The organism is Citrobacter sp. MNAZ 1397, assembly GCF_023613995.1.
Classification (GTDB): Bacteria; Pseudomonadota; Gammaproteobacteria; order Enterobacterales; family Enterobacteriaceae; genus Phytobacter; species Phytobacter ursingii.
The window spans coordinates 2,523,880-2,547,537 of the sequence record NZ_JAKIVH010000001.1 but is presented as its reverse complement, the minus strand read 5'-3'; the positions used below and the strand labels follow the sequence as shown (position 1 = coordinate 2,547,537).

General features: G+C 53.4%; 22 protein-coding genes. 19 read left to right on the top strand and 3 right to left on the bottom strand.

Annotated features, from left to right (window positions below):
• Positions 1 to 210 precede the first annotated feature (210 nt).
• The 9 genes from L2097_RS11950 (at position 211) to nei (ending at position 8,300) form a co-directional block, all read left to right on the top strand.
• Positions 211 to 417: a YbfA family protein gene (locus tag L2097_RS11950; protein WP_047371249.1), complete on the top strand. Its 207-nt coding sequence runs from the start codon at positions 211 to 213 to the stop codon at positions 415 to 417.
• 262 nt (positions 418 to 679) lie between these two features.
• Positions 680 to 2,098: a deoxyribodipyrimidine photo-lyase gene (gene phrB, locus L2097_RS11945; protein ID WP_250352882.1), complete on the top strand. Its 1,419-nt coding sequence runs from the start codon at positions 680 to 682 to the stop codon at positions 2,096 to 2,098.
• Between the two features lie 11 nt (positions 2,099 to 2,109).
• Entirely contained in the window at positions 2,110 to 2,859 is a 750-nt protein-coding gene (locus tag L2097_RS11940; protein ID WP_047371247.1) for a type 2 GTP cyclohydrolase I, read from the top strand.
• A gap of 287 nt (positions 2,860 to 3,146) precedes the next feature.
• Positions 3,147 to 3,869, top strand: a complete 723-nt coding sequence (locus tag L2097_RS11935) for a fimbrial biogenesis chaperone (protein ID WP_250352881.1) — start codon at positions 3,147 to 3,149, stop codon at positions 3,867 to 3,869.
• A gap of 3 nt (positions 3,870 to 3,872) precedes the next feature.
• The gene (locus tag L2097_RS11930; protein ID WP_085006220.1) at positions 3,873 to 5,030 is read left to right on the top strand and encodes a fimbrial protein; all 1,158 of its coding nucleotides are present in this window, start codon (positions 3,873 to 3,875) and stop codon (positions 5,028 to 5,030) included.
• Positions 5,031 to 5,183: 153 nt separating this feature from the next.
• Positions 5,184 to 5,840, top strand: coding sequence for a 5-oxoprolinase subunit PxpB (pxpB, locus tag L2097_RS11925; protein WP_047371246.1), 657 nt, complete (start codon positions 5,184 to 5,186; stop codon positions 5,838 to 5,840).
• A complete protein-coding gene (gene pxpC / locus L2097_RS11920) occupies positions 5,834 to 6,766 on the top strand; it encodes a 5-oxoprolinase subunit PxpC (protein WP_250352880.1) in 933 nt (310 codons plus the stop codon). The genes pxpB and pxpC overlap by 7 nt, the downstream gene beginning before the upstream one ends.
• Complete coding sequence (gene pxpA / locus L2097_RS11915) at positions 6,756 to 7,496, top strand: 5-oxoprolinase subunit PxpA (RefSeq protein WP_250352879.1); 741 nt, start codon at positions 6,756 to 6,758, stop codon at positions 7,494 to 7,496. The genes pxpC and pxpA overlap by 11 nt, the downstream gene beginning before the upstream one ends.
• Positions 7,497 to 7,508: 12 nt before the next feature.
• Entirely contained in the window at positions 7,509 to 8,300 is a 792-nt protein-coding gene (gene nei / locus L2097_RS11910) for an endonuclease VIII (RefSeq protein WP_250352878.1), read from the top strand.
• A gap of 86 nt (positions 8,301 to 8,386) precedes the next feature.
• On the opposite strand, the gene L2097_RS11905 is transcribed toward nei, so the two are convergent.
• The gene (locus tag L2097_RS11905; protein ID WP_047371242.1) at positions 8,387 to 9,673 is read right to left on the bottom strand and encodes a citrate synthase; all 1,287 of its coding nucleotides are present in this window, start codon (positions 9,671 to 9,673) and stop codon (positions 8,387 to 8,389) included.
• Between the two features lie 180 nt (positions 9,674 to 9,853).
• Entirely contained in the window at positions 9,854 to 10,036 is a 183-nt protein-coding gene (locus tag L2097_RS25905) for a hypothetical protein (protein ID WP_075203577.1), read from the bottom strand.
• 274 nt (positions 10,037 to 10,310) lie between these two features.
• On the opposite strand from L2097_RS25905, the gene sdhC reads away from it, so the two are divergent.
• From sdhC to sucD, 8 genes are all read left to right on the top strand, one after another.
• Entirely contained in the window at positions 10,311 to 10,715 is a 405-nt protein-coding gene (sdhC, locus tag L2097_RS11900) for a succinate dehydrogenase cytochrome b556 subunit (RefSeq protein ID WP_047371241.1), read from the top strand.
• Entirely contained in the window at positions 10,709 to 11,056 is a 348-nt protein-coding gene (sdhD, locus tag L2097_RS11895; protein WP_041852082.1) for a succinate dehydrogenase membrane anchor subunit, read from the top strand. Before sdhC ends, sdhD begins: the two co-directional genes overlap by 7 nt.
• A complete protein-coding gene (sdhA, locus tag L2097_RS11890) occupies positions 11,056 to 12,822 on the top strand; it encodes a succinate dehydrogenase flavoprotein subunit (protein WP_250352877.1) in 1,767 nt (588 codons plus the stop codon). The genes sdhD and sdhA overlap by 1 nt, the downstream gene beginning before the upstream one ends.
• A 15-nt stretch (positions 12,823 to 12,837) precedes the next feature.
• Positions 12,838 to 13,554 carry a succinate dehydrogenase iron-sulfur subunit SdhB gene (gene sdhB / locus L2097_RS11885; protein ID WP_041852080.1) on the top strand — a complete coding sequence of 239 codons (717 nt, stop codon included), beginning with the start codon at positions 12,838 to 12,840 and terminating at the stop codon, positions 13,552 to 13,554.
• A 360-nt stretch (positions 13,555 to 13,914) separates the two neighbouring features.
• On the top strand, positions 13,915 to 16,722 hold the full coding sequence (sucA, locus tag L2097_RS11880) for a 2-oxoglutarate dehydrogenase E1 component (protein WP_047371239.1): 2,808 nt from the start codon (positions 13,915 to 13,917) through the stop codon (positions 16,720 to 16,722).
• A 14-nt stretch (positions 16,723 to 16,736) separates the two neighbouring features.
• Entirely contained in the window at positions 16,737 to 17,963 is a 1,227-nt protein-coding gene (gene odhB, locus L2097_RS11875) for a 2-oxoglutarate dehydrogenase complex dihydrolipoyllysine-residue succinyltransferase (RefSeq protein ID WP_047371238.1), read from the top strand.
• A 117-nt stretch (positions 17,964 to 18,080) separates the two neighbouring features.
• A complete protein-coding gene (sucC, locus tag L2097_RS11870) occupies positions 18,081 to 19,247 on the top strand; it encodes an ADP-forming succinate--CoA ligase subunit beta (protein WP_041852113.1) in 1,167 nt (388 codons plus the stop codon).
• Positions 19,247 to 20,116, top strand: coding sequence for a succinate--CoA ligase subunit alpha (sucD, locus tag L2097_RS11865; RefSeq protein ID WP_047371236.1), 870 nt, complete (start codon positions 19,247 to 19,249; stop codon positions 20,114 to 20,116). The genes sucC and sucD overlap by 1 nt, the downstream gene beginning before the upstream one ends.
• 74 nt (positions 20,117 to 20,190) lie before the next feature.
• Here sucD and L2097_RS11860 read toward each other — a convergent pair whose 3' ends face one another.
• Positions 20,191 to 20,640: a winged helix-turn-helix transcriptional regulator gene (locus tag L2097_RS11860; RefSeq protein ID WP_085006214.1), complete on the bottom strand. Its 450-nt coding sequence runs from the start codon at positions 20,638 to 20,640 to the stop codon at positions 20,191 to 20,193.
• Positions 20,641 to 20,794: 154 nt separating this feature from the next.
• Between L2097_RS11860 and L2097_RS11855 the strand changes: the two genes are divergently transcribed.
• Together L2097_RS11855 and L2097_RS11850 are read left to right on the top strand one after the other, a co-directional pair.
• Complete coding sequence (locus L2097_RS11855; RefSeq protein WP_350029002.1) at positions 20,795 to 21,961, top strand: MFS transporter; 1,167 nt, start codon at positions 20,795 to 20,797, stop codon at positions 21,959 to 21,961.
• Between the two features lie 18 nt (positions 21,962 to 21,979).
• The gene (locus L2097_RS11850; protein WP_047371233.1) at positions 21,980 to 23,329 is read left to right on the top strand and encodes a pyridoxal phosphate-dependent decarboxylase family protein; all 1,350 of its coding nucleotides are present in this window, start codon (positions 21,980 to 21,982) and stop codon (positions 23,327 to 23,329) included.
• Positions 23,330 to 23,658 lie beyond the last annotated feature (329 nt).

Below are 23,658 nucleotides of genomic sequence, written 5' to 3'. Positions count from 1 at the left end.
TAATTTAACTTTTACGTAACTTAATTACGGCATGAATGTAAATAACGGCAAAATTGACAAAAAATAGTGGTCGGATGAGTAGTAAAATTACAAACAAAACGGTAGTATTTTAACCAGATTCAGATGCGCCCCACAGGATCCGTAACCGATCTCTGTCATGGGGGAACATTTTCCCGGTGAATGTTACCGGCCAACAAAGGGGAGAGAATTATGACCGTATATAAAACATTTCCAGTTCATATCGTCCTGATGCGTCGCATTTTCGCCGTGCTGGCTGGCGTACTCGCATTGCCGGTTATGCTGTTCTGGAAAGACCGCGCCCGTTTTTATAGCTATCTGCATCGCGTCTGGGCGAAAACCAGTGACAAACCGGTATGGATGGCTCAGGCCGAAAAAGTGACCTGCGATTTTTATTGATCAATTGATTACACTCAGCAATAAAAAAACCGCTGCGTTTTGACGTAGCGGTTTTTTTTTGCCCTTCAGAATCTACAGCTCGTCGGGGAAGCCATCACCCCTGTTCAGGGCAGTGCATTTTCATATGGCACGTTATGCCTGCACTCCAGGCGCTACACTTAACTCGCCCTGTTGTTGAGAGAAGTAACCTCTGCTTGCACTCGCAACCTTCCTTTAACACACTAACGGCATTTTCTGACGGATATCAGTTAACAGGAGAGTTATGGCCACCCATCTGGTCTGGTTTCGCGCAGATTTGCGCGTACATGATAATTATGCCCTCGCAGCCGCCTGTAATAATCGCGAAGCCTGTGTTAAAGCCCTGTTTATTGCCACACCTGGGCAGTGGAAAAAACATGCAATGGCCCCACGGCAGGCCGCGTTTCTCGCCGCTCATTTGAATGCACTCCAACAGGCGCTGGCAGAGAAGGGTATTCCATTGATTTACAGGGAAGTCGACGATTTTGCTGCCAGCGTTGATACCGTGGCAGCGGTGTGCGCCGAAGAAAAGGTCAGCCATCTTTTTTATAACTACCAGTACGAAGTGAACGAACGCCAGCGCGATGCGGCGGTAGAGAAAGCGCTGCCTGACGTCGCATGCCAGGGGTTTAATGACAGCGTCATGCTGGCGCCAGGCAGCGTGGTGACCGGCAATCATGAAATGTATAAAGTCTTTACGCCGTATAAAAACGCCTTTTTGCGACGGTTGAAAGAGGAGCTACCCGTCTGTGTCGGTGCGCCGGATGTACGGGCAGGGGGGGCATTAAATGGGGCGCTTGCGACGTTGACGTTCGATTATCCGCAAGAAGAATTTGATTCAACTTTATTTGCGGCGGATGAGAAAACGGCAATCCAGCGCCTGCGATTTTTTTGCCAGCAGCACGCCGCTGCTTACGAGCAACAGCGGGATTTTCCGGGAATTGAAGGCACCAGCCGCCTTTCTGCCTGCCTGGCAGCAGGCGTTCTTTCGCCACGGCAATGTTTGCATCGCCTGTTGGCCGAGCAGCCTGATGCGTTGAATGGCGGCAGCGGGGCCGTATGGTTAAGCGAGCTAATCTGGCGGGAATTTTACCGCCATTTAATGACGTTTCACCCTGATTTATGTAAGTACCGTCCTTTCATTCCATGGACTGATAATGTGAAATGGAATGACCAACCTGAGCAGCTTCGCGCCTGGGAGGAGGGGAGAACGGGCTATCCGATTGTGGATGCGGCTATGCGCCAGTTGAATCGTACCGGCTGGATGCATAACCGCTTGCGAATGATCGTTGCCAGCTTTCTGGTTAAAGATCTCTTGCTCGACTGGCGTTTGGGTGAGCGTTATTTTATGACGCAACTTATTGATGGCGATTTGGCTGCGAATAACGGCGGCTGGCAGTGGGCAGCGTCGACGGGGACCGATGCCGCGCCCTATTTCCGGATCTTTAATCCCACAACCCAGGGGGAACGGTTCGATACCGAGGGCGTATTTATTCGACAGTGGATCCCTGAACTGGCCGCTGTGCCGGGTAAGGCGATTCACGACCCCTGGACATGGGCGGATAAAAGAGGCATGTCTCTGAATTATCCGCGCCCGATAGTGGATCACAAACAGGCTCGTGCTGCCACACTTGCAGCCTATGAAGCTGCTCGTAAACCGTAAAGAGAGTGACGATGAAAAATACCGAACTGGAAAAACTGATCAACGAAAAACTCAACAGTGCGGCGTTCAGCGATTACGGCCCAAATGGCCTGCAGGTTGAGGGACGCGAAACGGTTAAAAAAATCATCACCGGGGTAACGGCAAGCCAGGCGCTACTGGATGAAGCAGTGCGTCAGGAAGCCGACGCGGTGATTGTGCATCATGGTTATTTCTGGAAAAACGAACCGGCAATCATTCGCGGCATGAAGCGCAATCGCCTGAAAACGCTGCTGGCGAATGACATCAACCTGTACGGCTGGCACCTGCCGCTGGATGCGCATCCGGAACTGGGCAATAACGTACAACTGGCGTCTCTGCTGGGGATAACGGTGATGGGCACCGTAGATGGCGAAGAATTGCTGCCGTGGGGCGAGCTGTCGATGCCGGTACCCGGGCCGGAACTGGCATCGTGGATTGAGGCTCGTCTGGGGCGCAGGCCATTATGGAGTGGTGATACCGGTCCGGAACTGATTAAGCGCGTCGCCTGGTGTACCGGTGGCGGGCAAGGCTTTATCGACAATGCTGCCCGTTTTGGCGTTGACGCGTTTATTACCGGCGAAGTCTCCGAGCAAACCATACACTCAGCACGAGAGCAAAACCTGCATTTTTACGCGGCAGGCCATCATGCGACCGAGCGTGGCGGTATTCGTGCGCTGAGTGAATGGCTGAACGAAAACACAGATTTGGACGTTACATTTATTGATATTCCGAATCCGGCATAAAATATGGACACGATATCTTTCAGATATCGTGTCCATTGAGAAACAGGTTAGTATTACTCGAAAAATGAGTTTTTATGTACACTATTTCTCTAAACTGTAATGAAATATTAAATGCAGCTGCAGTGTAGATAAATTTCATGAATAATCTTAAGGAGATAAGGAAAATCTGTAAAAATTGAATTTTATAATTTCTATTCTGAGAGAGAAGTATGTTCTAATCTTCTTTAAATGTTTATTTTCATGCGTAAACATTGTTTATTGATTTAGGTTCGTTTAAGGAAAATTTCATGGATGAAGTACTACGACGGATAATGTCGTTGTTATTATTAACGATTAGCCTTCCCATTCATGCCGGTATTGTTATTACCGGCACACGAGTCATTTATCCCGCCAGTAAGCCAGAAGTTTCCGTTAGTTTAACGAATAAAGGAAAGCAAGACACCCTTGTGCAGAGCTGGATTGACACGGGTGACCCTGTCATATCTCCGGAAAAAATAGATTCGCCCTTTGCTGTTATACCGCCAATATCTCGTGTTAATGGTGGAAAAGGTCAGTCACTACGAATTATATACACGGGAAGTCAATTGCCAGCTGACCGGGAGTCTGTTTTTTGGCTTAACGTTTTGGCCATTCCACCAAAAATTCCGGAAAATGAAGCATCCAAATCACAATATTTAAAAGTTGCATTTCAAACGCGAATAAAAGTTTTTTATCGCCCGAAAGGTTTGGAAATAAATTCGGATGTTGCGCCGAGCAAACTGCAATGGCGTAAAGTGGCACGGCAGATTAATATTACGAATCCGACGCCTTACTATATCTCTGTAGCTAGTGTAACGTGGAAAACAAAGGCAAAAGAATATGGGATAGATGGCGACATGGTAGCGCCATTTAGTAATGTTACGCTGATGGTAAAAGAAAGTCTCGATGATGCCAGGGAGATAACGTTTGCGGTGGTAAACGACCGGGGTGCGATAAATTATTTTAATGCAATATTAAATTCTCAGGAATAAAAAATGAATAAAAAATATCTATTAATGTCGATGTTGTGCTGCACCCCTTATGCCCATGCCAGTTTTACATTGGATGACTGCACATACACCACTAACGAGACGACAGTGCAGTTGCCTGCCCGGAAAATTTCGCTCGACCCGAATGCGCCCATCGGTACCCTTTTTTACGCTTACACAGCCTCAATTCCTTCGGGTTCAGGGACGATGCACTGTGATGGCAGTGCCAATCAAAAGTATCAGCAATCTTATCTTATTCAGGCTGGGGGGGCGATGACAACAGTCAGTGGTGCCGGAACATTTCCCGCGAATTCCCGGATCTATAAAACGAATATCCCGGGTGTGGGCGTTGTAATCAGTAAGGGATCAACAAAAGTTCTGCCTATTACAAATGCTGTGGCAACACTCACTGGCGGTGTGATGCCCGTTGATTTTAGATATACGTCATTATCAATTGATATTAATCTCATAAAATATGATGACATACCTGGTGGCCCGCACATAATTAGCTTAGTGGGTATCCCCTCCGTAGAAGTCAGTACTGAATTTGTGACGGGCACAGACACAGTAACGCGCGCCAATGCTTATACATCGCATACCGTTACTATGCCGATTAATAAACCTTTCGTTCTGGGGCGTTTCAACTTTGGTGCGGGCGCGGTTGAAATTTTGTCTTCCACTTGCGATACGCCAGATTCATTAGTGGATCTTGGAAAGAGAAATATAAACAATGTGACCTACAGAGAAGGGGGGAATTTTGCTACCCCATGGGTTGACGCCAGCATTCATCTCACTAATTGCCCAGTATTCTACGGTGTGGGGGGAAGAACATTAATGACAGGTAACGTGAAAAACAACGTTATGACATTAACGTTAATACCGAATAATACGACAACCAGCAATCAGGGAATAATGCCCATTAATACGGTTGGGTATGCAGCGTCAGGCGTGGGAATTCAACTAGCCTATGGAACGACGGCAGTTAATACCAAAGTCAATTTTGCAACAGGCAAAGGCACAAAAACGTACACGTTAAGCCCATCAATAGGCTCGGCTTACACGCTGCCGCTTGTCGCAAGGTATGTTCAAACGGCCTCGTCTATTAATGATGTTCAGCCAGGCGCAGCAAACGGTAAGGTAACCTACCTGATTAATTATTTTTAAGCATGTATCTCCTTGTATGTATTTAGACAAAAAATAATAAGCATGCATGCGCGTCCAAATCGCTCTTTGACACTCGCCAGTCGACGCAGAGCACAGCACACGTTATCTTATTTTACGTATCGATAACGTACCTGTGGCATAAGGAGCGGGAGAGTGCAGAGAGCACGTTGTTATCTATTAGGTGAAACGGCGGTAGTGCTGGAGCTGGAACCTCCGGTGACGCTGGAGACGCAAAAACGTATCTGGCGCTTAACGCAACGTCTGGCTGATGTGGCCGATGTGGTTGAAGCTATTCCGGGGATGAATAACATCACCGTGGTGTTGCGCGAACCACAAACCCTGGCGCTGGATGCCATTGAGCGTTTACAGCGCTGGTGGGAAGAGAGTGACGCGCTGGAGCCGGAATCGCGAACTATCGATATCCCGGTTATCTACGGCGGTGAAGCCGGGCCGGATCTGCCTGATGTGGCACGCCACACCGGGCTTACGCAAAAGCAGGTCGTCGAGCTTCATGCCTCTATCGATTATGTGGTGTGGTTTTTGGGTTTTCAACCGGGCTTCCCGTATCTGGGCGGTATGCCAGAAAACCTCGCTACGCCGCGTCGCGCCGAACCTCGCGTGCGTGTGCCTGCCGGTTCTGTTGCCATTGGCGGCGCGCAAACGGGTATCTATCCGCTGGAAACGCCGGGAGGCTGGAACCTGATTGGTCGCACTGAATTGCCGCTGTTTACCCCCTCGCTTTCTGAGCCTGTCTTGCTGCGACCCGGCGACACACTGCGCTTTATTCCGCGTAAGGAGGGCATATGCTGAAAATTCTTCGTGCGGGTATCTATACCACCATCCAGGCAGGTAAACGCGTAGGGCTGCGGCAATCCGGCGTCAGCTACTGTGGTGCGCTGGATGGCCCGGCGCTGCACATTGCCAATGCGCTGGTCGGTAACGATGGCGATGCTCCTGGCCTTGAAATAACGCTTGGTCAGTGTGAAGTGCAGTTCGGCGAGGCGACGTGGTTTGCGCTGACAGGCGCGGGATGTGAAGCCAAACTCGATGGCAAAGCGGTCTGGACGGGCTGGCGCTATCCGGTTCAGGCGGGGCAAAAACTGGTACTTAAGCGTCCTCAGCACGGCATGCGCAGCTATCTGGCAGTGGCCGGAGGTCTGGGCGTGCCGGAGGTGCTGGGCTCTTGCAGTACGGATTTAAAAACCGGGTTAGGTGGGCTGGAAGGGCGTCTGCTTCGGGATGGCGATGAGATCCCGCTGCGCGGTGCCGCGCGGACGTTTAAAGGACCGCAAGGGGTGAAGCAGTTGCTATGGGGCAACCGCATCCGCGCGTTGCCGGGGCCGGAGTACCGGGAGTTTGATCAGCACTCGCAGGAGGCCTTCTGGCGTGTGCCATGGCATCTCGATCCACAAAGCAACCGTATGGGATACCGTTTGCAGGGTCATAAATTAATCCGCTCCACCGATCGCGAGCTGGTTTCGCATGGGCTTTTACCCGGTGTGGTGCAGGTGCCGCCGAATGGGCAACCTATTGTTCTGATGAATGATGCGCAGACAACGGGCGGCTATCCACGGATTGCCTGCATCATTGAGGCCGATATGTATCATCTTGCGCAGATCCCTCTTGGGCATCCTATTCATTTTGTCCCCTGTACGCTGGAGGAGGCGCTGGCGGCACGGCAAGACCAGCAGCGTTATCTGGCGCAACTATCATGGCGGTTGCGTCATGAAGATTGATTTAAACGCCGATCTGGGGGAGGGGTGCGGCAATGATGCCGCACTTTTGCAACTGGTCTCATCGGCTAATATCGCCTGCGGTTTTCATGCGGGTGATGCGCAAACTATGTGGGAATGCGTGAGGGAAGCGTTAAAAAATGGCGTCGCGGTGGGTGCGCACCCAAGCTTCCCCGATCGGGACAATTTTGGCCGCACGGCAATGCAGTTACCCCCTGAGACGGTCTATGCACAAACGCTCTATCAGTGCGGCGCGCTGGCGGCTATTGCGCGCGCGGAAGGGGGGCGCATGGTTCATGTCAAGCCGCACGGCATGCTGTATAACCAGGCCGCCGTTGACCCGCAACTGGCAGAGGCTATCGCCCGTGCGGTGCGCGACTGCGACCCGGCACTGATTCTGGTCGGCCTTGCCGGCAGCGAGCTTATTCGCGCCGCAAAACGCCTTCAACTTACTACGCGTGAGGAAGTGTTCGCCGATCGCGGTTATCAGGACGATGGCACGCTGGTGCCACGTTCGCAGCCGGGCGCATTGATTACCGATGACGAGACTGCGCTGACGCAAACGCTGGGGATGGTCTTATCCGGCAAAGTCATCAGCGTCAACGGGCATGAAGTTGCGTTGCGGGCGCAAACCGTCTGCCTGCATGGCGATGGTGAGCATGCGCTGGCGTTTGCCCGCCGCCTGCGTGAGGCATTCGATCGGTGTAGTATTGATGTCAGTGCAGACAGTTAAAAGGATGTTGTGATGCCAGAAGGCCCGGAAATTCGCCGCGCAGCAGACAGTCTTGAAGCGGCCATCAAAGGTAAAACGCTCACGGATGTCTGGTTCGCCTTTCCCCATCTTCAGATTTTCGCGCCGATGCTCACAGGCGAGTGCGTTGAACGTATTGAAACACGTGGTAAAGCTTTGCTGACCCACTTTTCCTGTGGTGTGACGATGTACAGCCACAACCAGCTGTATGGCGTCTGGCGGGTGGTTGATGCCGGCGAGGTGACAGAAACCAACCGCGTGTTGCGTGTACGGCTGGCGGCAAAAGACAAAGCCATTTTGCTTTATAGTGCCTCTGATATTGAGATACTGACCGCCGACGAGCTGGCGGTTCACCCTTTCTTACAGCGCGTAGGCCCGGATGTGCTGGATATGTCGCTGACCGTCGCGCAGGTCAAATCGCGGTTATTATCTCCCCGGTTTTGTCGCCGCCAGTTTGCCGGTTTGCTGCTTGACCAGGCATTTCTCGCCGGGTTGGGGAATTATTTGCGCGTTGAAATCCTGTGGCACGCCGCCCTTGCGCCTGAGCATAAAGCGATCGATCTCAATGAGGCTCAACTGGACAGACTGGCTCAGGCGCTGCTCGACATTCCGCGCCTTTCCTACCAGACGCGTGGCAGGGTGGATGAAAATCACCATCACGGGGCGCTGTTTCGCTTTAAGGTTTTTCACCGGGCCGGTGAGGCCTGCGAGCGCTGTGGCACGGTGATTGAGAAAACCACGCTCTCTTCGCGTCCTTTTTATGGCTGTCCGGGTTGCCAGAAATAATCCTGTTTAGCAAAGCAGACAGGCCATCATCGACAGATGGCAGCCAATAAAAAACCCGCCGCAGCGGGTTTTTTACTCTCAGCAGCTTAGTGCTTTTCGAGATCGGTTTTGAAATCGCGTTTTTCATAACCGGTGTAGAGCTGACGCGGACGGGCAATTTTAATGCCGTCGTCGTGCATTTCGTTCCAGTGTGCAATCCAGCCCACGGTACGCGCCATCGCGAAGATAACGGTAAACATGGAAGACGGAATGCCCATCGCTTTAAGGATGATGCCGGAGTAGAAGTCCACGTTCGGGTAGAGCTTACGTTCGATAAAGTACGGGTCATTGAGCGCGATATGCTCAAGTTCCATCGCCACTTCCAGCAGATCGTCTTTCGTACCCAGCTCACGCAATACTTCGTGGCAGGTTTCACGCATTACGGTAGCGCGCGGGTCATAGTTCTTGTAGACACGGTGACCGAAGCCCATCAGACGGAACGAGTCATTCTTGTCTTTGGCGCGACGCAGGAATTCCGGAATGTGTTTAACGGTGCTGATCTCTTCGAGCATTTTAAGCGCTGCTTCGTTCGCGCCGCCGTGTGCAGGTCCCCACAGGGAGGCAATGCCCGCAGCGATACACGCAAACGGGTTGGCGCCCGAAGAGCCTGCGGTACGCACGGTGGAGGTGGAAGCGTTCTGTTCATGGTCAGCGTGCAGGATCAGAATACGGTCCATTGCGCGTTCCAGCACCGGGTTCACTTCATATTTTTCACACGGCGTGGAGAACATCATGTTCAGGAAGTTACCCGCGTAGGAAAGATCGTTGCGCGGATAAACAAAAGGTTGACCAATAGAATACTTGTAGCACATCGCCGCCACGGTTGGCATTTTGGACAGCAGGCGGAAAGCCGCGATCTCACGGTGACGCGGATTATTCACGTCCAGAGAGTCATGGTAGAACGCCGCCAGTGCGCCGGTGACGCCACACAGGACCGCCATTGGGTGGGAGTCACGACGGAAACCATGGAACAGACGGGTAATCTGCTCGTGAATCATCGTGTGGCGGGTAACGGTGAGTTTGAACTCATCGTATTGTTCTTGCGTCGGTTTTTCACCGTACAGCAGGATATAGCATACTTCCAGATAGTTGGAGTCGGTGGCCAGTTGGTCGATCGGGAAACCACGATGCAACAGGATACCTTCGTCGCCATCAATGAAGGTGATTTTGGATTCGCATGATGCGGTAGAGGTGAAACCTGGGTCAAAAGTAAATACACCTTTTGAACCGAGACTACGGATATCAATAACATCCTGACCGAGCGTGCCCTTTAGCACATCCAGTTCAATAGCAGCGTCACCATTATAGGTGATGTTTGCTTTTTTATCAGCCATTTACGGTCTCCTTAGCGCCTTATTGCTTAAGACTACCTGTTACCGGATTTGCATTCAAACTGCCTTTTAACGCTACCAGATTATTATTTGGCTCGCTGCTCTGATGAGAGGAAAAACCAGGGTACAGAGCGATGGGCGCTAGCAGGTACACATTGAAAGTACAGTCAAAACAGCAACAAATCAGGTTCTTAGCAGTCGGATTTTGTCAAACCTGCTATCACTAATAACTGTCCTGATTAATTCGGTCAACTTCATCACACTGTTGCATAACTTATTTGCAGGTGAAAGATAGACCCCATAACTTTTGCGAATTATATCTCTCTTCTGATGAAGTTTGTAACAAGAATGTTTAACTTTTGTCAAATCAGATGATTAAATTTTAAAATAATGTTGTTATCGTGACCATGATCACTGTTCAGCATAAAACCCGACAAACTATATGTAGGATAATTGTAATGATTTTGTGAACGACCTATACTGCCGCCAGGTCTCCGGAATACCCTGCAATCCCGAGCCACCCAGCGTTGTAACCTGTCGTTTCGCATCTGGAAGCTGAAATTTTGCATTACGCGCAGTTATAGAAAAGGACGCTGTCTGACCCGCAAGCAGACCGGAGGAAGGAAACTATAAGAACAGCATGTGGGCGTTATTCATGATAAAAAATGTGAAAAAACAAAGACCTGTTAATCTGGATCTCGCAACGATCCGGTTTCCTGTTACGGCAATAGCGTCCATTCTTCACCGCGTTTCCGGCGTCATCACTTTTGTGGCGGTCGGTATCCTGCTGTGGTTACTGGGCCTGTCGCTGTCATCCGAAGAAGGCTTCCAGTCTGCCTCCGCTATTATGAGTGGCTTTTTTGTTAAATTCATTTTGTGGGGCATCCTGACTGCACTGGCTTATCATGCCGTTGGCGGTATTCGCCACATGCTGATGGATTTTGGCTGGCTGGAAGAAACTTTTGAGGCAGGAAAACGTTCCGCCAACGTGTCATTTGCAATTACTGTCGTGCTTTCACTTCTCGCAGGAGTCCTCGTATGGTAAGCAACGCCTCCGCATTAGGACGCAACGGCGTACATGACTTCATTCTGGTCCGCGCTACCGCAATCGTCCTGACGCTCTATATCATCTATATGGTCGGTTTTTTCGCTATCACTGGCGATATTACCTGGCAAGTCTGGACAGGCTTCTTCTCATCCGCCTTCACGAAAGTCTTCACCCTGCTGGCACTGTTCTCCATTTTGATTCATGCCTGGATTGGCATGTGGCAGGTGTTGACCGACTACGTTAAACCGCTGGCTGTGCGCCTGATTCTGCAACTGGCTATTGTCGTTGCACTCGCGGCTTACGTTATTTATGGATTCGTTGTGGTGTGGGGTGTGTGATGAAACTGCCAGTCAGAGAATTTGATGCTGTCGTTATTGGCGCAGGCGGCGCAGGTATGCGCGCGGCGTTACAAATTTCCCAAAGCGGCCAAACCTGTGCGCTGCTTTCTAAAGTTTTCCCAACCCGTTCTCACACCGTATCCGCTCAGGGCGGCATTACGGTAGCGCTGGGCAATACCCACGAAGATAACTGGGAATGGCACATGTACGATACGGTAAAAGGTTCCGATTACATCGGTGACCAGGATGCCATCGAATACATGTGTAAAACCGGTCCGGAAGCCATTCTGGAACTGGAACATATGGGCCTGCCGTTTTCGCGTCTCGATGATGGCCGGATCTACCAGCGGCCGTTCGGCGGTCAGTCGAAAAACTTCGGCGGCGAGCAGGCTGCACGTACCGCAGCGGCGGCAGACCGTACCGGGCACGCGTTATTACATACGCTTTATCAGCAAAACCTTAAAAACCACACTACTATTTTTTCCGAGTGGTACGCGTTGGATCTGGTGAAAAACCAGGATGGCGCCGTTGTTGGTTGTACTGCTCTGTGCATTGAAACCGGTGAAGTGGTCTATTTCAAAGCCCGCGCAACTGTGCTGGCAACGGGCGGTGCGGGTCGTATTTACCAGTCCACCACCAACGCGCACATCAATACCGGTGACGGTGTTGGTATGGCGCTGCGTGCCGGTGTACCGGTGCAGGATATGGAAATGTGGCAGTTCCACCCGACCGGTATCGCCGGGGCAGGGGTGCTGGTCACCGAAGGTTGCCGTGGTGAAGGCGGCTATCTGTTAAACAAACATGGTGAGCGTTTCATGGAGCGCTATGCGCCGAACGCAAAAGACCTGGCGGGCCGTGACGTGGTGGCGCGTTCCATCATGATCGAAATTCGCGAAGGTCGTGGCTGTGATGGTCCGTGGGGGCCACATGCCAAACTGAAACTCGATCACCTCGGCAAAGAGGTGCTGGAGTCGCGTTTGCCTGGCATTCTGGAACTGTCCCGTACTTTTGCGCACGTCGATCCTGTTAAAGAACCGATCCCGGTGATCCCAACCTGTCACTATATGATGGGCGGGATCCCGACCAAAGTGACCGGTCAGGCGCTGACGGTGAACGCGCAGGGCGAAGATGTGGTGATTCCTGGGTTGTTCGCAGTGGGCGAAATCGCCTGCGTATCGGTGCACGGTGCCAACCGCCTGGGCGGCAACTCACTGCTTGACCTTGTTGTCTTTGGTCGTGCGGCAGGTCTGCATCTGCAAGAGTCTATCGCTGAGCAGGGTGTACTGCGCGATGCGAGTGAATCGGATATTGAAGCCTCGCTGGAACGTCTCAATCGCTGGAACAACAACCGCACAGGTGAAGATCCGGTAACCATCCGTAAAGCGTTGCAGGAATGTATGCAGCATAACTTCTCGGTCTTCCGTGAAGGCGACGCGATGGCGAAAGGTCTTGAGCAACTGAAAGTGATTCGCGAACGCCTGAAAAATGCCCGTCTGGATGACACCTCCAGTGAATTTAACACCCAGCGTGTTGAGTGTCTGGAGCTGGATAACCTGATGGAAACCGCGTACGCGACGGCGGTATCTGCCAACTTCCGTACCGAGAGCCGTGGCGCGCATAGCCGCTTCGACTTCCCGGAGCGTGATGATGAAAACTGGCTGTGCCATTCCCTGTATCTGCCAGAGACGGAATCCATGACGCGTCGTAGCGTCAATATGGAACCGAAACTGCGCCCGGCTTTCCCGCCGAAGATTCGTACTTACTAATGCGGAGACAGGAAAATGAAATTCGAGTTTTCAATTTATCGCTATAACCCGGATGTTGACGACGCTCCGCGCATGCAGGATTACACGCTGGAAGGGGAAGAAGGTCGTGACATGATGCTGCTCGATGCCTTAATGCAGCTGAAAGAAAAAGACCCAAGTCTCTCTTTCCGTCGCTCCTGCCGTGAAGGGGTATGCGGTTCAGACGGCCTGAACATGAACGGTAAAAACGGTCTGGCGTGTATTACGCCGCTGTCGGCGCTGGGTAACGGTAAGCAGAAGATTGTGATTCGCCCGCTGCCGGGGCTGCCGGTAATCCGTGATTTGGTTGTGGACATGGGGCAATTCTATGCCCAATATGAGAAGATTAAGCCTTACTTATTGAATAATGGGCAAAATCCACCTGCACGTGAGCATCTGCAGATGCCAGAGCAGCGTGAAAAACTCGATGGGCTGTACGAATGTATCCTTTGTGCATGCTGCTCCACGTCCTGCCCGTCGTTCTGGTGGAACCCGGATAAGTTTATCGGTCCAGCCGGTCTGCTGGCCGCGTATCGCTTCCTGATTGACAGTCGTGATACCGAAACCGATAACCGCCTGGAAGGGCTGAGTGATGCTTTCAGCGTATTCCGCTGCCATAGCATTATGAACTGCGTCAGTGTCTGTCCGAAGGGACTGAACCCGACGCGCGCCATCGGCCATATTAAGTCGATGTTGTTGCAACGTAGTGCGTAGTAAACGTGGGGGAGCGCTGTTCCCCCACCCTGACCCTCTCCCCCAGGGGAGAGGGCAAAGAAAGAAGCAGGAAACCTTTAAAAACCGCTGTACGCAGTTGAAATAATCGAAGCGTTCGTGGCGAGACAAGGCGGCAACTGAGCGAATTGACGGGCGCATAGTGAACTATGTGACCGGAGTGAGTGAAGGCAGCCAACACCGTCGCAGCCCGAACGATGAAGATGAGGGCAGTTTTTAAAGGTTCCTTCGCGGGCCAACAAAGAGAAGAGCTCGCAAGTGAACCCCGGGACGTGTGCGCCCTGCCGCGCGCGTTGTAGTTATCCACGGCGAAGTAAGCATAACAATGCTTAAGGGATCACGATGCAGAACAGCGCTTTGAAAGCCTGGCTGGACTCTTCTTACCTCTCTGGCTCGAACCAGAGCTGGATAGAACAGCTCTATGAAGACTTCTTAACCGATCCTGACTCGGTAGATGCGACATGGCGTTCCATGTTTGAAGAGTTACCGGGCACCGGAGTGAAACCGGATCAATTCCATTCAAAAACACGTGATTATTTTCGTCGTCTGGCGAAGGATGCCTCACGTTACTCTTCCTCCATTTCTGACCCTGACACCAATGCGAAGCAGGTAAAAGTCCTGCAGCTCATTAACGCCTACCGCTTCCGCGGTCATCAGCAGGCCAATCTCGATCCGCTGGGACTGTGGCAACAAGAGCGCGTTGCAGACCTCGATCCGTCATACCATGACCTGACCGAGGCAGATTTCCAGGAGACGTTCAACGTAGGTTCTTTTGCCATCGGCAAAGACACGATGCAGCTTGGCGATTTGATCGCGGCGCTGAAACAGACCTACTGCGGCTCTATCGGCGCTGAATACATGCACATCACCAGCACCGAAGAGAAACGCTGGATCCAACAGCGTATTGAATCCGTTGCTGGCAAAGCTTCCTTTACCGCTGAGGAGAAAAAACGTTTTCTCAGTGAACTGACGGCGGCAGAAGGAATGGAGCGTTATCTGGGCGCCAAATTCCCCGGCGCGAAACGCTTCTCGCTGGAAGGCGGTGATGCGCTGGTGCCGATGCTCAAAGAGATGATTCGCCATGCCGGTAAAAGCGGCACGCGCGAAGTGGTGCTGGGTATGGCGCACCGCGGTCGTCTGAACGTGTTGATTAACGTGCTGGGTAAAAAACCACAGGACCTGTTTGACGAGTTTGCCGGCAAACATAAAGAACACCTCGGTACCGGTGACGTGAAATACCATATGGGTTTCTCGTCCGATATCGAAACCGAAGGGGGGCTTGTGCATCTGGCGCTGGCGTTTAACCCGTCGCACCTCGAAATCGTCAGTCCGGTGGTGATGGGCTCTGTACGCGCACGTCTGGACCGCCTGGATGAGCCGAGCAGCAACAAAGTTCTGCCAATCACTATTCACGGTGACGCGGCCGTTACCGGTCAGGGCGTCGTTCAGGAAACGCTGAACATGTCCAAAGCGCGGGGTTATGAAGTGGGCGGTACTGTCCGCATCGTTATCAACAACCAGGTCGGCTTCACCACCTCGAACCCGCTGGATGCGCGCTCCACGCCATACTGTACCGATATCGGTAAAATGGTGCAGGCGCCGATTTTCCACGTCAACGCCGATGACCCGGAAGCCGTGGCGTTCGTTACCCGTGTGGCGCTGGATTTCCGCAATACCTTTAAACGTGATGTCTTCATCGACCTGGTCTGCTACCGCCGTCACGGCCATAACGAAGCCGACGAGCCGAGTGCAACCCAGCCGCTGATGTATCAGAAAATCAAAAAGCATCCGACTCCGCGCAAAATCTATGCTGACAAGCTGGAGCATGACGGCGTTGCGACACTGGAAGATGCCACCGAACTGGTGAACCTCTACCGTGACGCGCTGGATGCCGGCGAGTGTGTGGTGAAAGAGTGGCGTCCGATGAATATGCACTCCTTTACCTGGTCGCCGTACCTCAACCATGAATGGGATGAGAGCTACCCGAATAAGGTAGAGATGAAACGCTTGCAGGAACTGGCGAAGCGCATTAGCACGGTGCCAGAGTCTATTGAAATGCAGGCTCGCGTGGCAAAAATTTACAACGATCGTCAGGCGATGGCCGCAGGCGAAAAACTGTTCGACTGGGGCGGTGCGGAAAACCTGGCCTATGCGACGCTGGTTGACGAAGGTGTCTCTGTGCGTCTGTCCGGCGAAGACTCTGGTCGCGGTACGTTCTTCCATCGTCATGCGGTAATCCACAACCAGGCGAATGGTTCAACTTACACACCGCTGCACCACGTCCATAATGCGCAGGGCCCGTTCAAAGTCTGGGACTCTGTACTGTCCGAGGAAGCGGTTCTGGCATTTGAATACGGTTATGCCACCGCAGAGCCGCGTACCCTGACCATCTGGGAAGCGCAGTTCGGCGACTTTGCCAACGGCGCTCAGGTGGTTATCGACCAGTTCATTAGCTCCGGCGAGCAGAAATGGGGACGTATGTGTGGTCTGGTGATGCTGCTGCCGCACGGTTACGAAGGCCAGGGGCCGGAACACTCCTCCGCACGTCTGGAGCGTTATCTGCAACTGTGTGCTGAACAAAACATGCAGGTCTGCGTACCGTCTACCCCGGCTCAGGTTTACCATATGCTGCGTCGTCAGGCGCTGCGCGGTATGCGCCGTCCGCTGGTGGTTATGTCGCCGAAATCCCTGCTGCGTCATCCACTGGCGGTCTCCAGCCTTGATGAGCTGGCGAACGGCACCTTTATGCCTGCGATCGGGGAGATTGACGCCCTTGATCCGACAGGGGTTAAGCGTGTCGTTCTGTGTTCTGGTAAGGTTTATTACGACCTGCTTGAACAGCGTCGTAAGAACGATCAGAAAGATGTCGCCATTGTCAGGATTGAGCAGTTGTATCCGTTCCCGCACCAGTCGGTGCAGGAAGCGCTGAAACCTTATGCGCATGTACAGGATTTTGTCTGGTGCCAGGAAGAGCCGCTCAACCAGGGCGCATGGTACTGCAGCCAGCATCATCTGCGAGAAGTGATTCCGTTTGGGGCTGCCCTGCAATATGCAGGCCGCCCGGCCTCCGCTTCGCCAGCGGTAGGATATCTGTCCGTTCACCAGAAACAGCAACAAGCTCTGGTCAATGACGCGCTGAACGTCGATTAATTAAAGGATAAATAATGAGTAGCGTAGATATTCTTGTACCCGACCTGCCTGAGTCCGTTGCTGACGCGACCGTTGCGACCTGGCACAAAAAACCGGGCGATACCGTCCAACGCGATGAAGTGTTGGTAGAAATCGAAACTGACAAAGTGGTACTGGAAGTACCGGCATCGGCAGACGGCATTCTGGACGCAGTGCTGGAAGATGAAGGCACTACCGTAACGTCCCGCCAGATTCTGGGCCGCCTGCGCGAAGGTAACAGCGCAGGCAAAGAGAGCAGCGCGAAATCTGACGCCAAAGAGTCGACCCCGGCTCAGCGCCAGCAGGCGTCTCTCGAAGAGCAAAATAATGATGCGCTTAGCCCGGCGATCCGTCGCCTGCTGGCCGAGCATAACCTTGAAGCCAGCGCCATTAAAGGCACCGGTGTGGGTGGCCGTCTGACTCGCGAAGATATTGAGAAACATCTGGCGAAAGCACCGGCGAGTAAAGAAGAAAGTAAACCTGCCGCACCGGCTGCAGCACCTGCTGCGCCGCAACTGGCGGGCCGCTCTGAAAAACGCGTGCCGATGACCCGTCTGCGTAAACGTGTCGCAGAGCGTCTGCTGGAAGCGAAAAACTCTACCGCCATGCTCACGACCTTTAACGAAGTGAACATGAAGCCGATTATGGATCTGCGTAAGCAGTACGGCGATGCCTTTGAAAAACGTCATGGCATCCGTCTGGGCTTTATGTCCTTCTACGTGAAAGCCGTAGTTGAAGCGCTGAAACGCTACCCGGAGGTGAACGCCTCTATCGATGGCGACGATGTGGTGTATCACAACTATTTCGATGTCAGCATGGCGGTCTCGACGCCGCGTGGTCTGGTGACCCCGGTTCTGCGCGATGTGGATACCCTCGGCATGGCCGACATCGAAAAACGCATTAAAGATCTGGCGGTGAAAGGGCGCGATGGCAAGCTGACTGTTGAAGACCTGACCGGTGGTAACTTCACCATCACCAACGGCGGTGTGTTTGGTTCGCTGATGTCTACGCCCATCATCAACCCACCGCAGAGCGCAATTCTGGGCATGCATGCCATTAAAGACCGCCCGATGGCTGTTGATGGCAAAGTTGAAATTCTGCCCATGATGTATCTGGCGCTCTCTTACGATCACCGCCTGATTGACGGCCGCGAATCCGTAGGCTTCCTGGTGGCGATTAAAGAGCTGCTGGAAGATCCGACGCGTCTGCTGCTGGACGTGTAGTGTCCTTTGCCCGGCGGTGTCATGCCGCCGGGTTACAAAAACGAACACCTGCATTGTAGGCCGGATACGCGTAGCGCCGTCCGGCATAACAAGTTTAATGAAGGATGGATAGAACACATGAACTTACATGAATATCAGGCAAAACAGCTTTTTGCCCGTTACGGTTTGCCTGCTCCTGTAGGCTATGCGTGCACCACCCCGCGTGAAGCGGAAGAGGCAGCGTCCAAAATCGGCGCCGGCCCGTGGGTCGTAAAATGCCAGGTACACGCAGGTGGCCGTGGTAAAGCGGGCGGTGTGAAAGTTGTTAACAGCAAAGAAGATATTCGCGCGTTCGCGGAAAACTGGCTTGGCAAACGTCTGGTGACCTATCAAACAGACGCTAATGGTCAGCCGGTTAACCAGATTCTGGTTGAAGCAGCGACTGACATCGGCAAAGAGCTGTATCTGGGCGCTGTTGTTGATCGTAGCTCCCGTCGCGTTGTGTTCATGGCGTCTACCGAAGGTGGCGTAGAAATCGAGAAAGTGGCGGAAGAAACCCCGCACCTCATCCATAAAATCGCCCTTGACCCGCTGGCCGGCCCAATGCCGTACCAGGGGCGTGAACTGGCGTTCAAACTGGGCCTGGAAGGTAAGCAGGTTCAACAGTTCACCAAGATTTTTATGGGCCTGGCGACCATTTTCCTTGAGCGCGACCTGGCGCTGATCGAAATTAACCCGCTGGTTATCACCAAACAGGGCGACCTGATCTGCCTTGACGGCAAACTGGGCGCTGACGGTAACGCACTGTTCCGTCAATCCGAACTGCGTGAAATGCGCGATCAGTCTCAGGAAGACCCGCGCGAAGCGCAGGCGGCACACTGGGAACTGAACTACGTTGCGCTGGAAGGCAACATTGGTTGTATGGTCAACGGCGCAGGCCTGGCCATGGGTACCATGGACATCGTTAAGCTGCATGGCGGCGAACCGGCAAACTTCCTCGACGTGGGCGGTGGTGCGACTAAAGAGCGCGTGACCGAAGCGTTCAAAATCATTCTCTCTGACGAAAACGTGAAAGCCGTTCTGGTTAACATCTTTGGCGGTATCGTTCGCTGTGACCTGATTGCCGACGGCATCATTGGCGCGGTGGAAGAAGTGGGTGTTAACGTACCGGTTGTCGTTCGTCTGGAAGGTAACAACGCGGAGCTGGGTGCGAAGCGTCTGGCTGACAGCGGCCTGAATATTATTGCAGCGAAAAGTCTGACGGATGCAGCTCAGCAGGTTGTTGCCGCAGTGGAGGGGAAATAATGTCTGTTTTAATTAATAAAGATACCAAAGTTATCTGCCAGGGTTTCACCGGTAGCCAGGGTACTTTCCACTCCGAACAAGCGATTGCCTACGGCACGCAGATGGTTGGCGGTGTAACGCCAGGCAAAGGCGGCACCACGCACCTGGGCCTGCCGGTATTCAATACTGTACGTGAAGCGGTGGAAGCCACCGGTGCGACGGCCTCCGTTATTTACGTTCCGGCGCCGTTCTGTAAAGACTCCATTCTGGAAGCGATCGACGCGGGCATTAAACTGATTATCACCATCACCGAAGGTATCCCGACGCTGGATATGCTGACGGTGAAAGTGAAGCTGGACGAAGCCGGCGTGCGCATGATCGGCCCGAACTGCCCGGGGGTTATCACCCCAGGCGAATGTAAAATCGGCATTATGCCGGGCCACATTCACCAGCCGGGTAAAGTGGGCATCGTTTCTCGTTCCGGTACGCTGACCTATGAAGCGGTTAAGCAGACCACTGACTACGGTTTCGGCCAGTCCACCTGCGTGGGCATCGGCGGCGACCCGATCCCTGGCTCTAACTTCATCGACATCCTGAAACTGTTCCAGGAAGATCCGCAGACCGAAGCAATCGTCATGATCGGTGAGATCGGCGGTAGCGCGGAAGAAGAAGCCGCGGCTTACATCAAAGATCACGTGACCAAACCGGTTGTCGGCTATATCGCTGGTGTGACTGCGCCGAAAGGCAAACGTATGGGTCACGCGGGCGCTATTATCGCCGGTGGCAAAGGGACCGCGGATGAGAAATTCGCCGCGCTGGAAGCCGCTGGCGTGAAAACCGTGCGTAGCCTGGCCGATATCGGCGAAGCGCTGAAAGCAATTATCAAATAAGACTCAATGCCCCTCATTAAAAGGGGCTGTAATATGTTCGACATGGTTGGCCGCTCTGAAAGGAGTGGCCTTTTTTATGCCCCGATTTTGCGCACGCGGGTATTTTCTCCGGTGAGCGTATGGCCGTCAGCTGCCTGTGGAACCATTGGAGGGATGGCCTCACCCGTGCGCGTATCAACCAGCAACGAGTGCGGTTCACCCGGTGCAAACAGATTGCCTTCACCCCACTGACGTAGCGCGACGATAATCGGGAAGAGCGACTGTCCTTTGGGCGTGAGCACATACTCCTGATATGCCGTGCCGTCAGAAGCGGGCCGGGTGGCGAAGATACCCGCCTCGACCAGCTTACGCAGACGATCGGTGAGAATATTGCGCGCCATGCCCAGTCCACGCTGAAAATCGCCAAAACGCCTCACGCCGTCGAACGCGTCGCGGACGATAAGCAACGCCCAGCGATCGCCGATAATATCGACCGAACGGGCAACCGGGCAGGGATGTTGCGAGAACAAGGGTGCAGGTGACATAGCCGGGCCTTATGAAAAATATTCAAGTTGCATTTTAAAACTGGTTTATTTACGCTTCAACTAGTTTTCTTTTGAAACCAGGTGAGCGATGAAAGAAAAGATGTGCACTATGCCGATGGCTTGTTCCGACAGCGTAACCCTGAGGCCAGCGACGATGCCGCGCGCTCTGGTGTTGTTGTTTGCCATCGCCAGCGGCCTGAGCGTCGCCAATGTCTACTATGCGCAACCGCTGCTCGATATGCTGGCGCAGGACTTCGCTATAAGCCAGGCCGCTATTGGCGGTGTGGTAACCGCAACTCAGGTAGGGTGCGCGCTGGCATTATTGCTACTGGTGCCGTTAGGGGACATGGTGGAGCGACGGCGCCTGATGCTGTTGCAGCTCCTGGCGCTGATTGCTGCACTCTGTATCGTCGTGCTGGCGCAATCAACCGTCATTTTGCTGGCGGGAATGCTGGCGACAGGGTTACTCGGCACGGCGATGACACAGGGGCTGATCGCCTGCGCGGCCAGTGCCGCTGATAGCCGGGAGCGTGGTCAGGTTGTGGGGGTGGCGCAGGGTGGTGTTTTTATCGGTTTGTTACTGGCGCGGGTTTTTGCCGGTCTGGTGAGCGACCTGGCGGGATGGCGTGCGGTATATGGTGCTTCTGCGTTCATGATGCTGGTACTGCTACCGTTACTCTGGCGGCAGCTGCCGCGTTTTAGCGTTGGTCCCGAATCGGTCAGCGCGAGACAACTGCTGTTCTCCATGTTGACATTGCTCTGTACCGATCGCGTACTGCAAATTCGCGGCGTGCTGGCGCTCTTGATGTTTGCTGCCTTTACCATTTTCTGGAGTGCAATGGTGCTGCCGTTGAGTGCGCCTCCCTATGGTTTTTCACATACTGTAATTGGCTTGTTTGCCCTTGCCGGTGTGGCAGGCGCTCTTGCCGCGGCCAGAGCCGGACGCGACGCCGATCGCGGTCATGGGCAGCGCACGAGTTTTTATGCGCTGGTGCTGCTATCGCTGGCTTGGTGGCCTTTGTCACAGCTTGAACATTCACTGGCGCTGTTATTGGTAGGGATTGTGCTGCTGGATTTGGGTGGGCAGGCGCTGCACGTTACCAACCAGAGCATGATTTTACGTTCATCGGCGGCACATGGGCGGCTTATCGCGCTCTATATGCTGTTTTACGCCACGGGAAGTGGGGCAGGGGCTATTGCGACCACGGCGGTATTCGCTCGCCATGGCTGGCAGGGTGTCTGTTTATTAGGCGCGGCTGTCAGTCTGCTGGCGCTAATGATATGGGCGATAACGCGGCATCTGATGCCAGACGTCAATTAATACAACAGGGGTGATGATATGAACGAACGGGATCTACTGGCCGAGGCCGATGCGCGCGCTTTACGCTATCTGGAGGGGAATAATACGCGACGCGTCTTTCCTGATGCGGACGCTATCGCTGCGCTTAGCGCGTTTGATGAACCGCTGCCTCAGGCCGGTGAATCCGCTGAGGGGACGCTGGCGCTACTGGATGATATCGGTTCGCCTGCGACCACAGCATCAAACGGGCCGGGGTATTTTGGTTTCGTCGTGGGGGCGACATTGCCTGCCGCTTCTGCGGCTGAGCGGCTTATGGTCGCATGGGATCAATGTGCGTCATCATTTCTGAACTCACCGGTGGCTGACAAAGTGGAGCGTGTTGCAGGCCGCTGGATCCTGGAAGCGCTGGATCTGCCGCGGGAATGCGCCGTTGGGTTTGGCACCAGCGCAACGGCTTGTACGCTGGCCGCCCTCGCGGCAGCACGCCGTGAATTGCTGGCGCGCGAAGGCTGGGATATCGATAACGATGGGCTGTCCGGCGCGCCGGAAATCAACGTGGTGGTTTCAGAACTGGTTCACATTACGGTGAAGAAAGCGCTGCGTATTCTGGGGTTCGGCATGTCACGGCTGATTGTTGCGCCAGTGGACGCCTTCGGGCGTGTTGACGTGAAACAACTGCCGCCGCTTAATGCCCGTACCCTCCTTTGTCTGCAGGCAGGGGAGGTGAATACAGGGGAGTTTGATCCTTTCGCGCAGATTATCCCGCAAGCCCATGATGCCGGGGCGTGGGTGCATGTCGACGGCGCCTTTGGTCTTTGGGCGCGCGCGTCATCGCAGGCGGCGCTGACGGAAGGGATTGAACTGGCGGACAGCTGGACCACGGATGCCCATAAATGGCTGAATACGCCTTATGATTGCGCGATGGTGATTTGCCGCAACCCTCAGGTACTGACCGGGGCGATGAACAGTGACGCGGTCTATATGAGCGCCAGCGCCGATGCGCAGAAGAACCTGACGCTGGAGTTCTCGCGTCGTCCGAGAGGTATTCCGGTGTGGGCCGCGCTGCGCGTGCTGGGTCGTGAGGGCGTACGGGAGATGATCGACAGGCACTGCATGCTGGCACGTGTCATTAGCGAGGGGCTGACAAAACATGGGTTTGACGTATTAAACCGCGTGGTGATCAATCAAGTACTGTTCCGTTGCGAGAGCGACGCACAAACGGAGGCGGTACTGGCTGCGGCACAAGCCTCGGGGAAAACCTGGTTTGGCAGCACCCGCTGGCAGGGAAGGCCAGCGCTACGTCTCAGCGTTTCATCCTGGCGCACACAGCGGGAGGATGTGGATGCGTTGCTGGCATTGCTGGCGAAAATAAACGCAGAGAGCCAGTAATCATAACCCTGAGGAATGTTAATAAACCGTTCCTGTGAAATTTTCACTCAAGGCTGTGCAACATTGCGCGGCCTTTTTTATTGAATAGTCACCTTGTGGTGTTAAATATTTTCTCCTGTAAGTGAAATTATTGTGAAATTATTGAGATAAATAAAAGTAGCCATTTTACATGAGAGAGCCGGACGTTTATGCAAACCGCGATGAGCATCAAGGATTAAACGTTAAATAAGCGCCTAATTATTTATCTTCTGCGTCCGTTTGATAACTGTTGCTTGCGTTAAGATATACATATCGTTAACACGATTTTTACTAAATAGCTGCCGTTTCTA

Bases quoted from the DNA above. Each gene is read 5' to 3' on its own strand.
- phrB (WP_250352882.1), top strand. From the start codon at position 680: ATGGCCACCCATCTGGTCTGGTTTCGCGCAGATTTGCGCGTACATGAT.
- sdhC (WP_047371241.1), top strand. From the start codon at position 10,311: ATGTGGGCGTTATTCATGATAAAAAATGTGAAAAAACAAAGACCTGTT.
- sucD (WP_047371236.1), top strand. From the start codon at position 19,247: ATGTCTGTTTTAATTAATAAAGATACCAAAGTTATCTGCCAGGGTTTC.
- sucA (WP_047371239.1), top strand. From the start codon at position 13,915: ATGCAGAACAGCGCTTTGAAAGCCTGGCTGGACTCTTCTTACCTCTCT.
- nei (WP_250352878.1), top strand. From the start codon at position 7,509: ATGCCAGAAGGCCCGGAAATTCGCCGCGCAGCAGACAGTCTTGAAGCG.
- pxpA (WP_250352879.1), top strand. From the start codon at position 6,756: ATGAAGATTGATTTAAACGCCGATCTGGGGGAGGGGTGCGGCAATGAT.
- L2097_RS11930 (WP_085006220.1), top strand. From the start codon at position 3,873: ATGAATAAAAAATATCTATTAATGTCGATGTTGTGCTGCACCCCTTAT.
- L2097_RS11935 (WP_250352881.1), top strand. From the start codon at position 3,147: ATGGATGAAGTACTACGACGGATAATGTCGTTGTTATTATTAACGATT.
- L2097_RS11940 (WP_047371247.1), top strand. From the start codon at position 2,110: ATGAAAAATACCGAACTGGAAAAACTGATCAACGAAAAACTCAACAGT.
- L2097_RS11950 (WP_047371249.1), top strand. From the start codon at position 211: ATGACCGTATATAAAACATTTCCAGTTCATATCGTCCTGATGCGTCGC.
- sdhD (WP_041852082.1), top strand. From the start codon at position 10,709: ATGGTAAGCAACGCCTCCGCATTAGGACGCAACGGCGTACATGACTTC.
- sdhA (WP_250352877.1), top strand. From the start codon at position 11,056: ATGAAACTGCCAGTCAGAGAATTTGATGCTGTCGTTATTGGCGCAGGC.
- L2097_RS11905 (WP_047371242.1), bottom strand. From the start codon at position 9,673: ATGGCTGATAAAAAAGCAAACATCACCTATAATGGTGACGCTGCTATT.
- L2097_RS11850 (WP_047371233.1), top strand. From the start codon at position 21,980: ATGAACGAACGGGATCTACTGGCCGAGGCCGATGCGCGCGCTTTACGC.
- pxpC (WP_250352880.1), top strand. From the start codon at position 5,834: ATGCTGAAAATTCTTCGTGCGGGTATCTATACCACCATCCAGGCAGGT.
- L2097_RS11855 (WP_350029002.1), top strand. From the start codon at position 20,795: ATGCCGCGCGCTCTGGTGTTGTTGTTTGCCATCGCCAGCGGCCTGAGC.
- sdhB (WP_041852080.1), top strand. From the start codon at position 12,838: ATGAAATTCGAGTTTTCAATTTATCGCTATAACCCGGATGTTGACGAC.
- odhB (WP_047371238.1), top strand. From the start codon at position 16,737: ATGAGTAGCGTAGATATTCTTGTACCCGACCTGCCTGAGTCCGTTGCT.
- sucC (WP_041852113.1), top strand. From the start codon at position 18,081: ATGAACTTACATGAATATCAGGCAAAACAGCTTTTTGCCCGTTACGGT.
- L2097_RS11860 (WP_085006214.1), bottom strand. From the start codon at position 20,640: ATGTCACCTGCACCCTTGTTCTCGCAACATCCCTGCCCGGTTGCCCGT.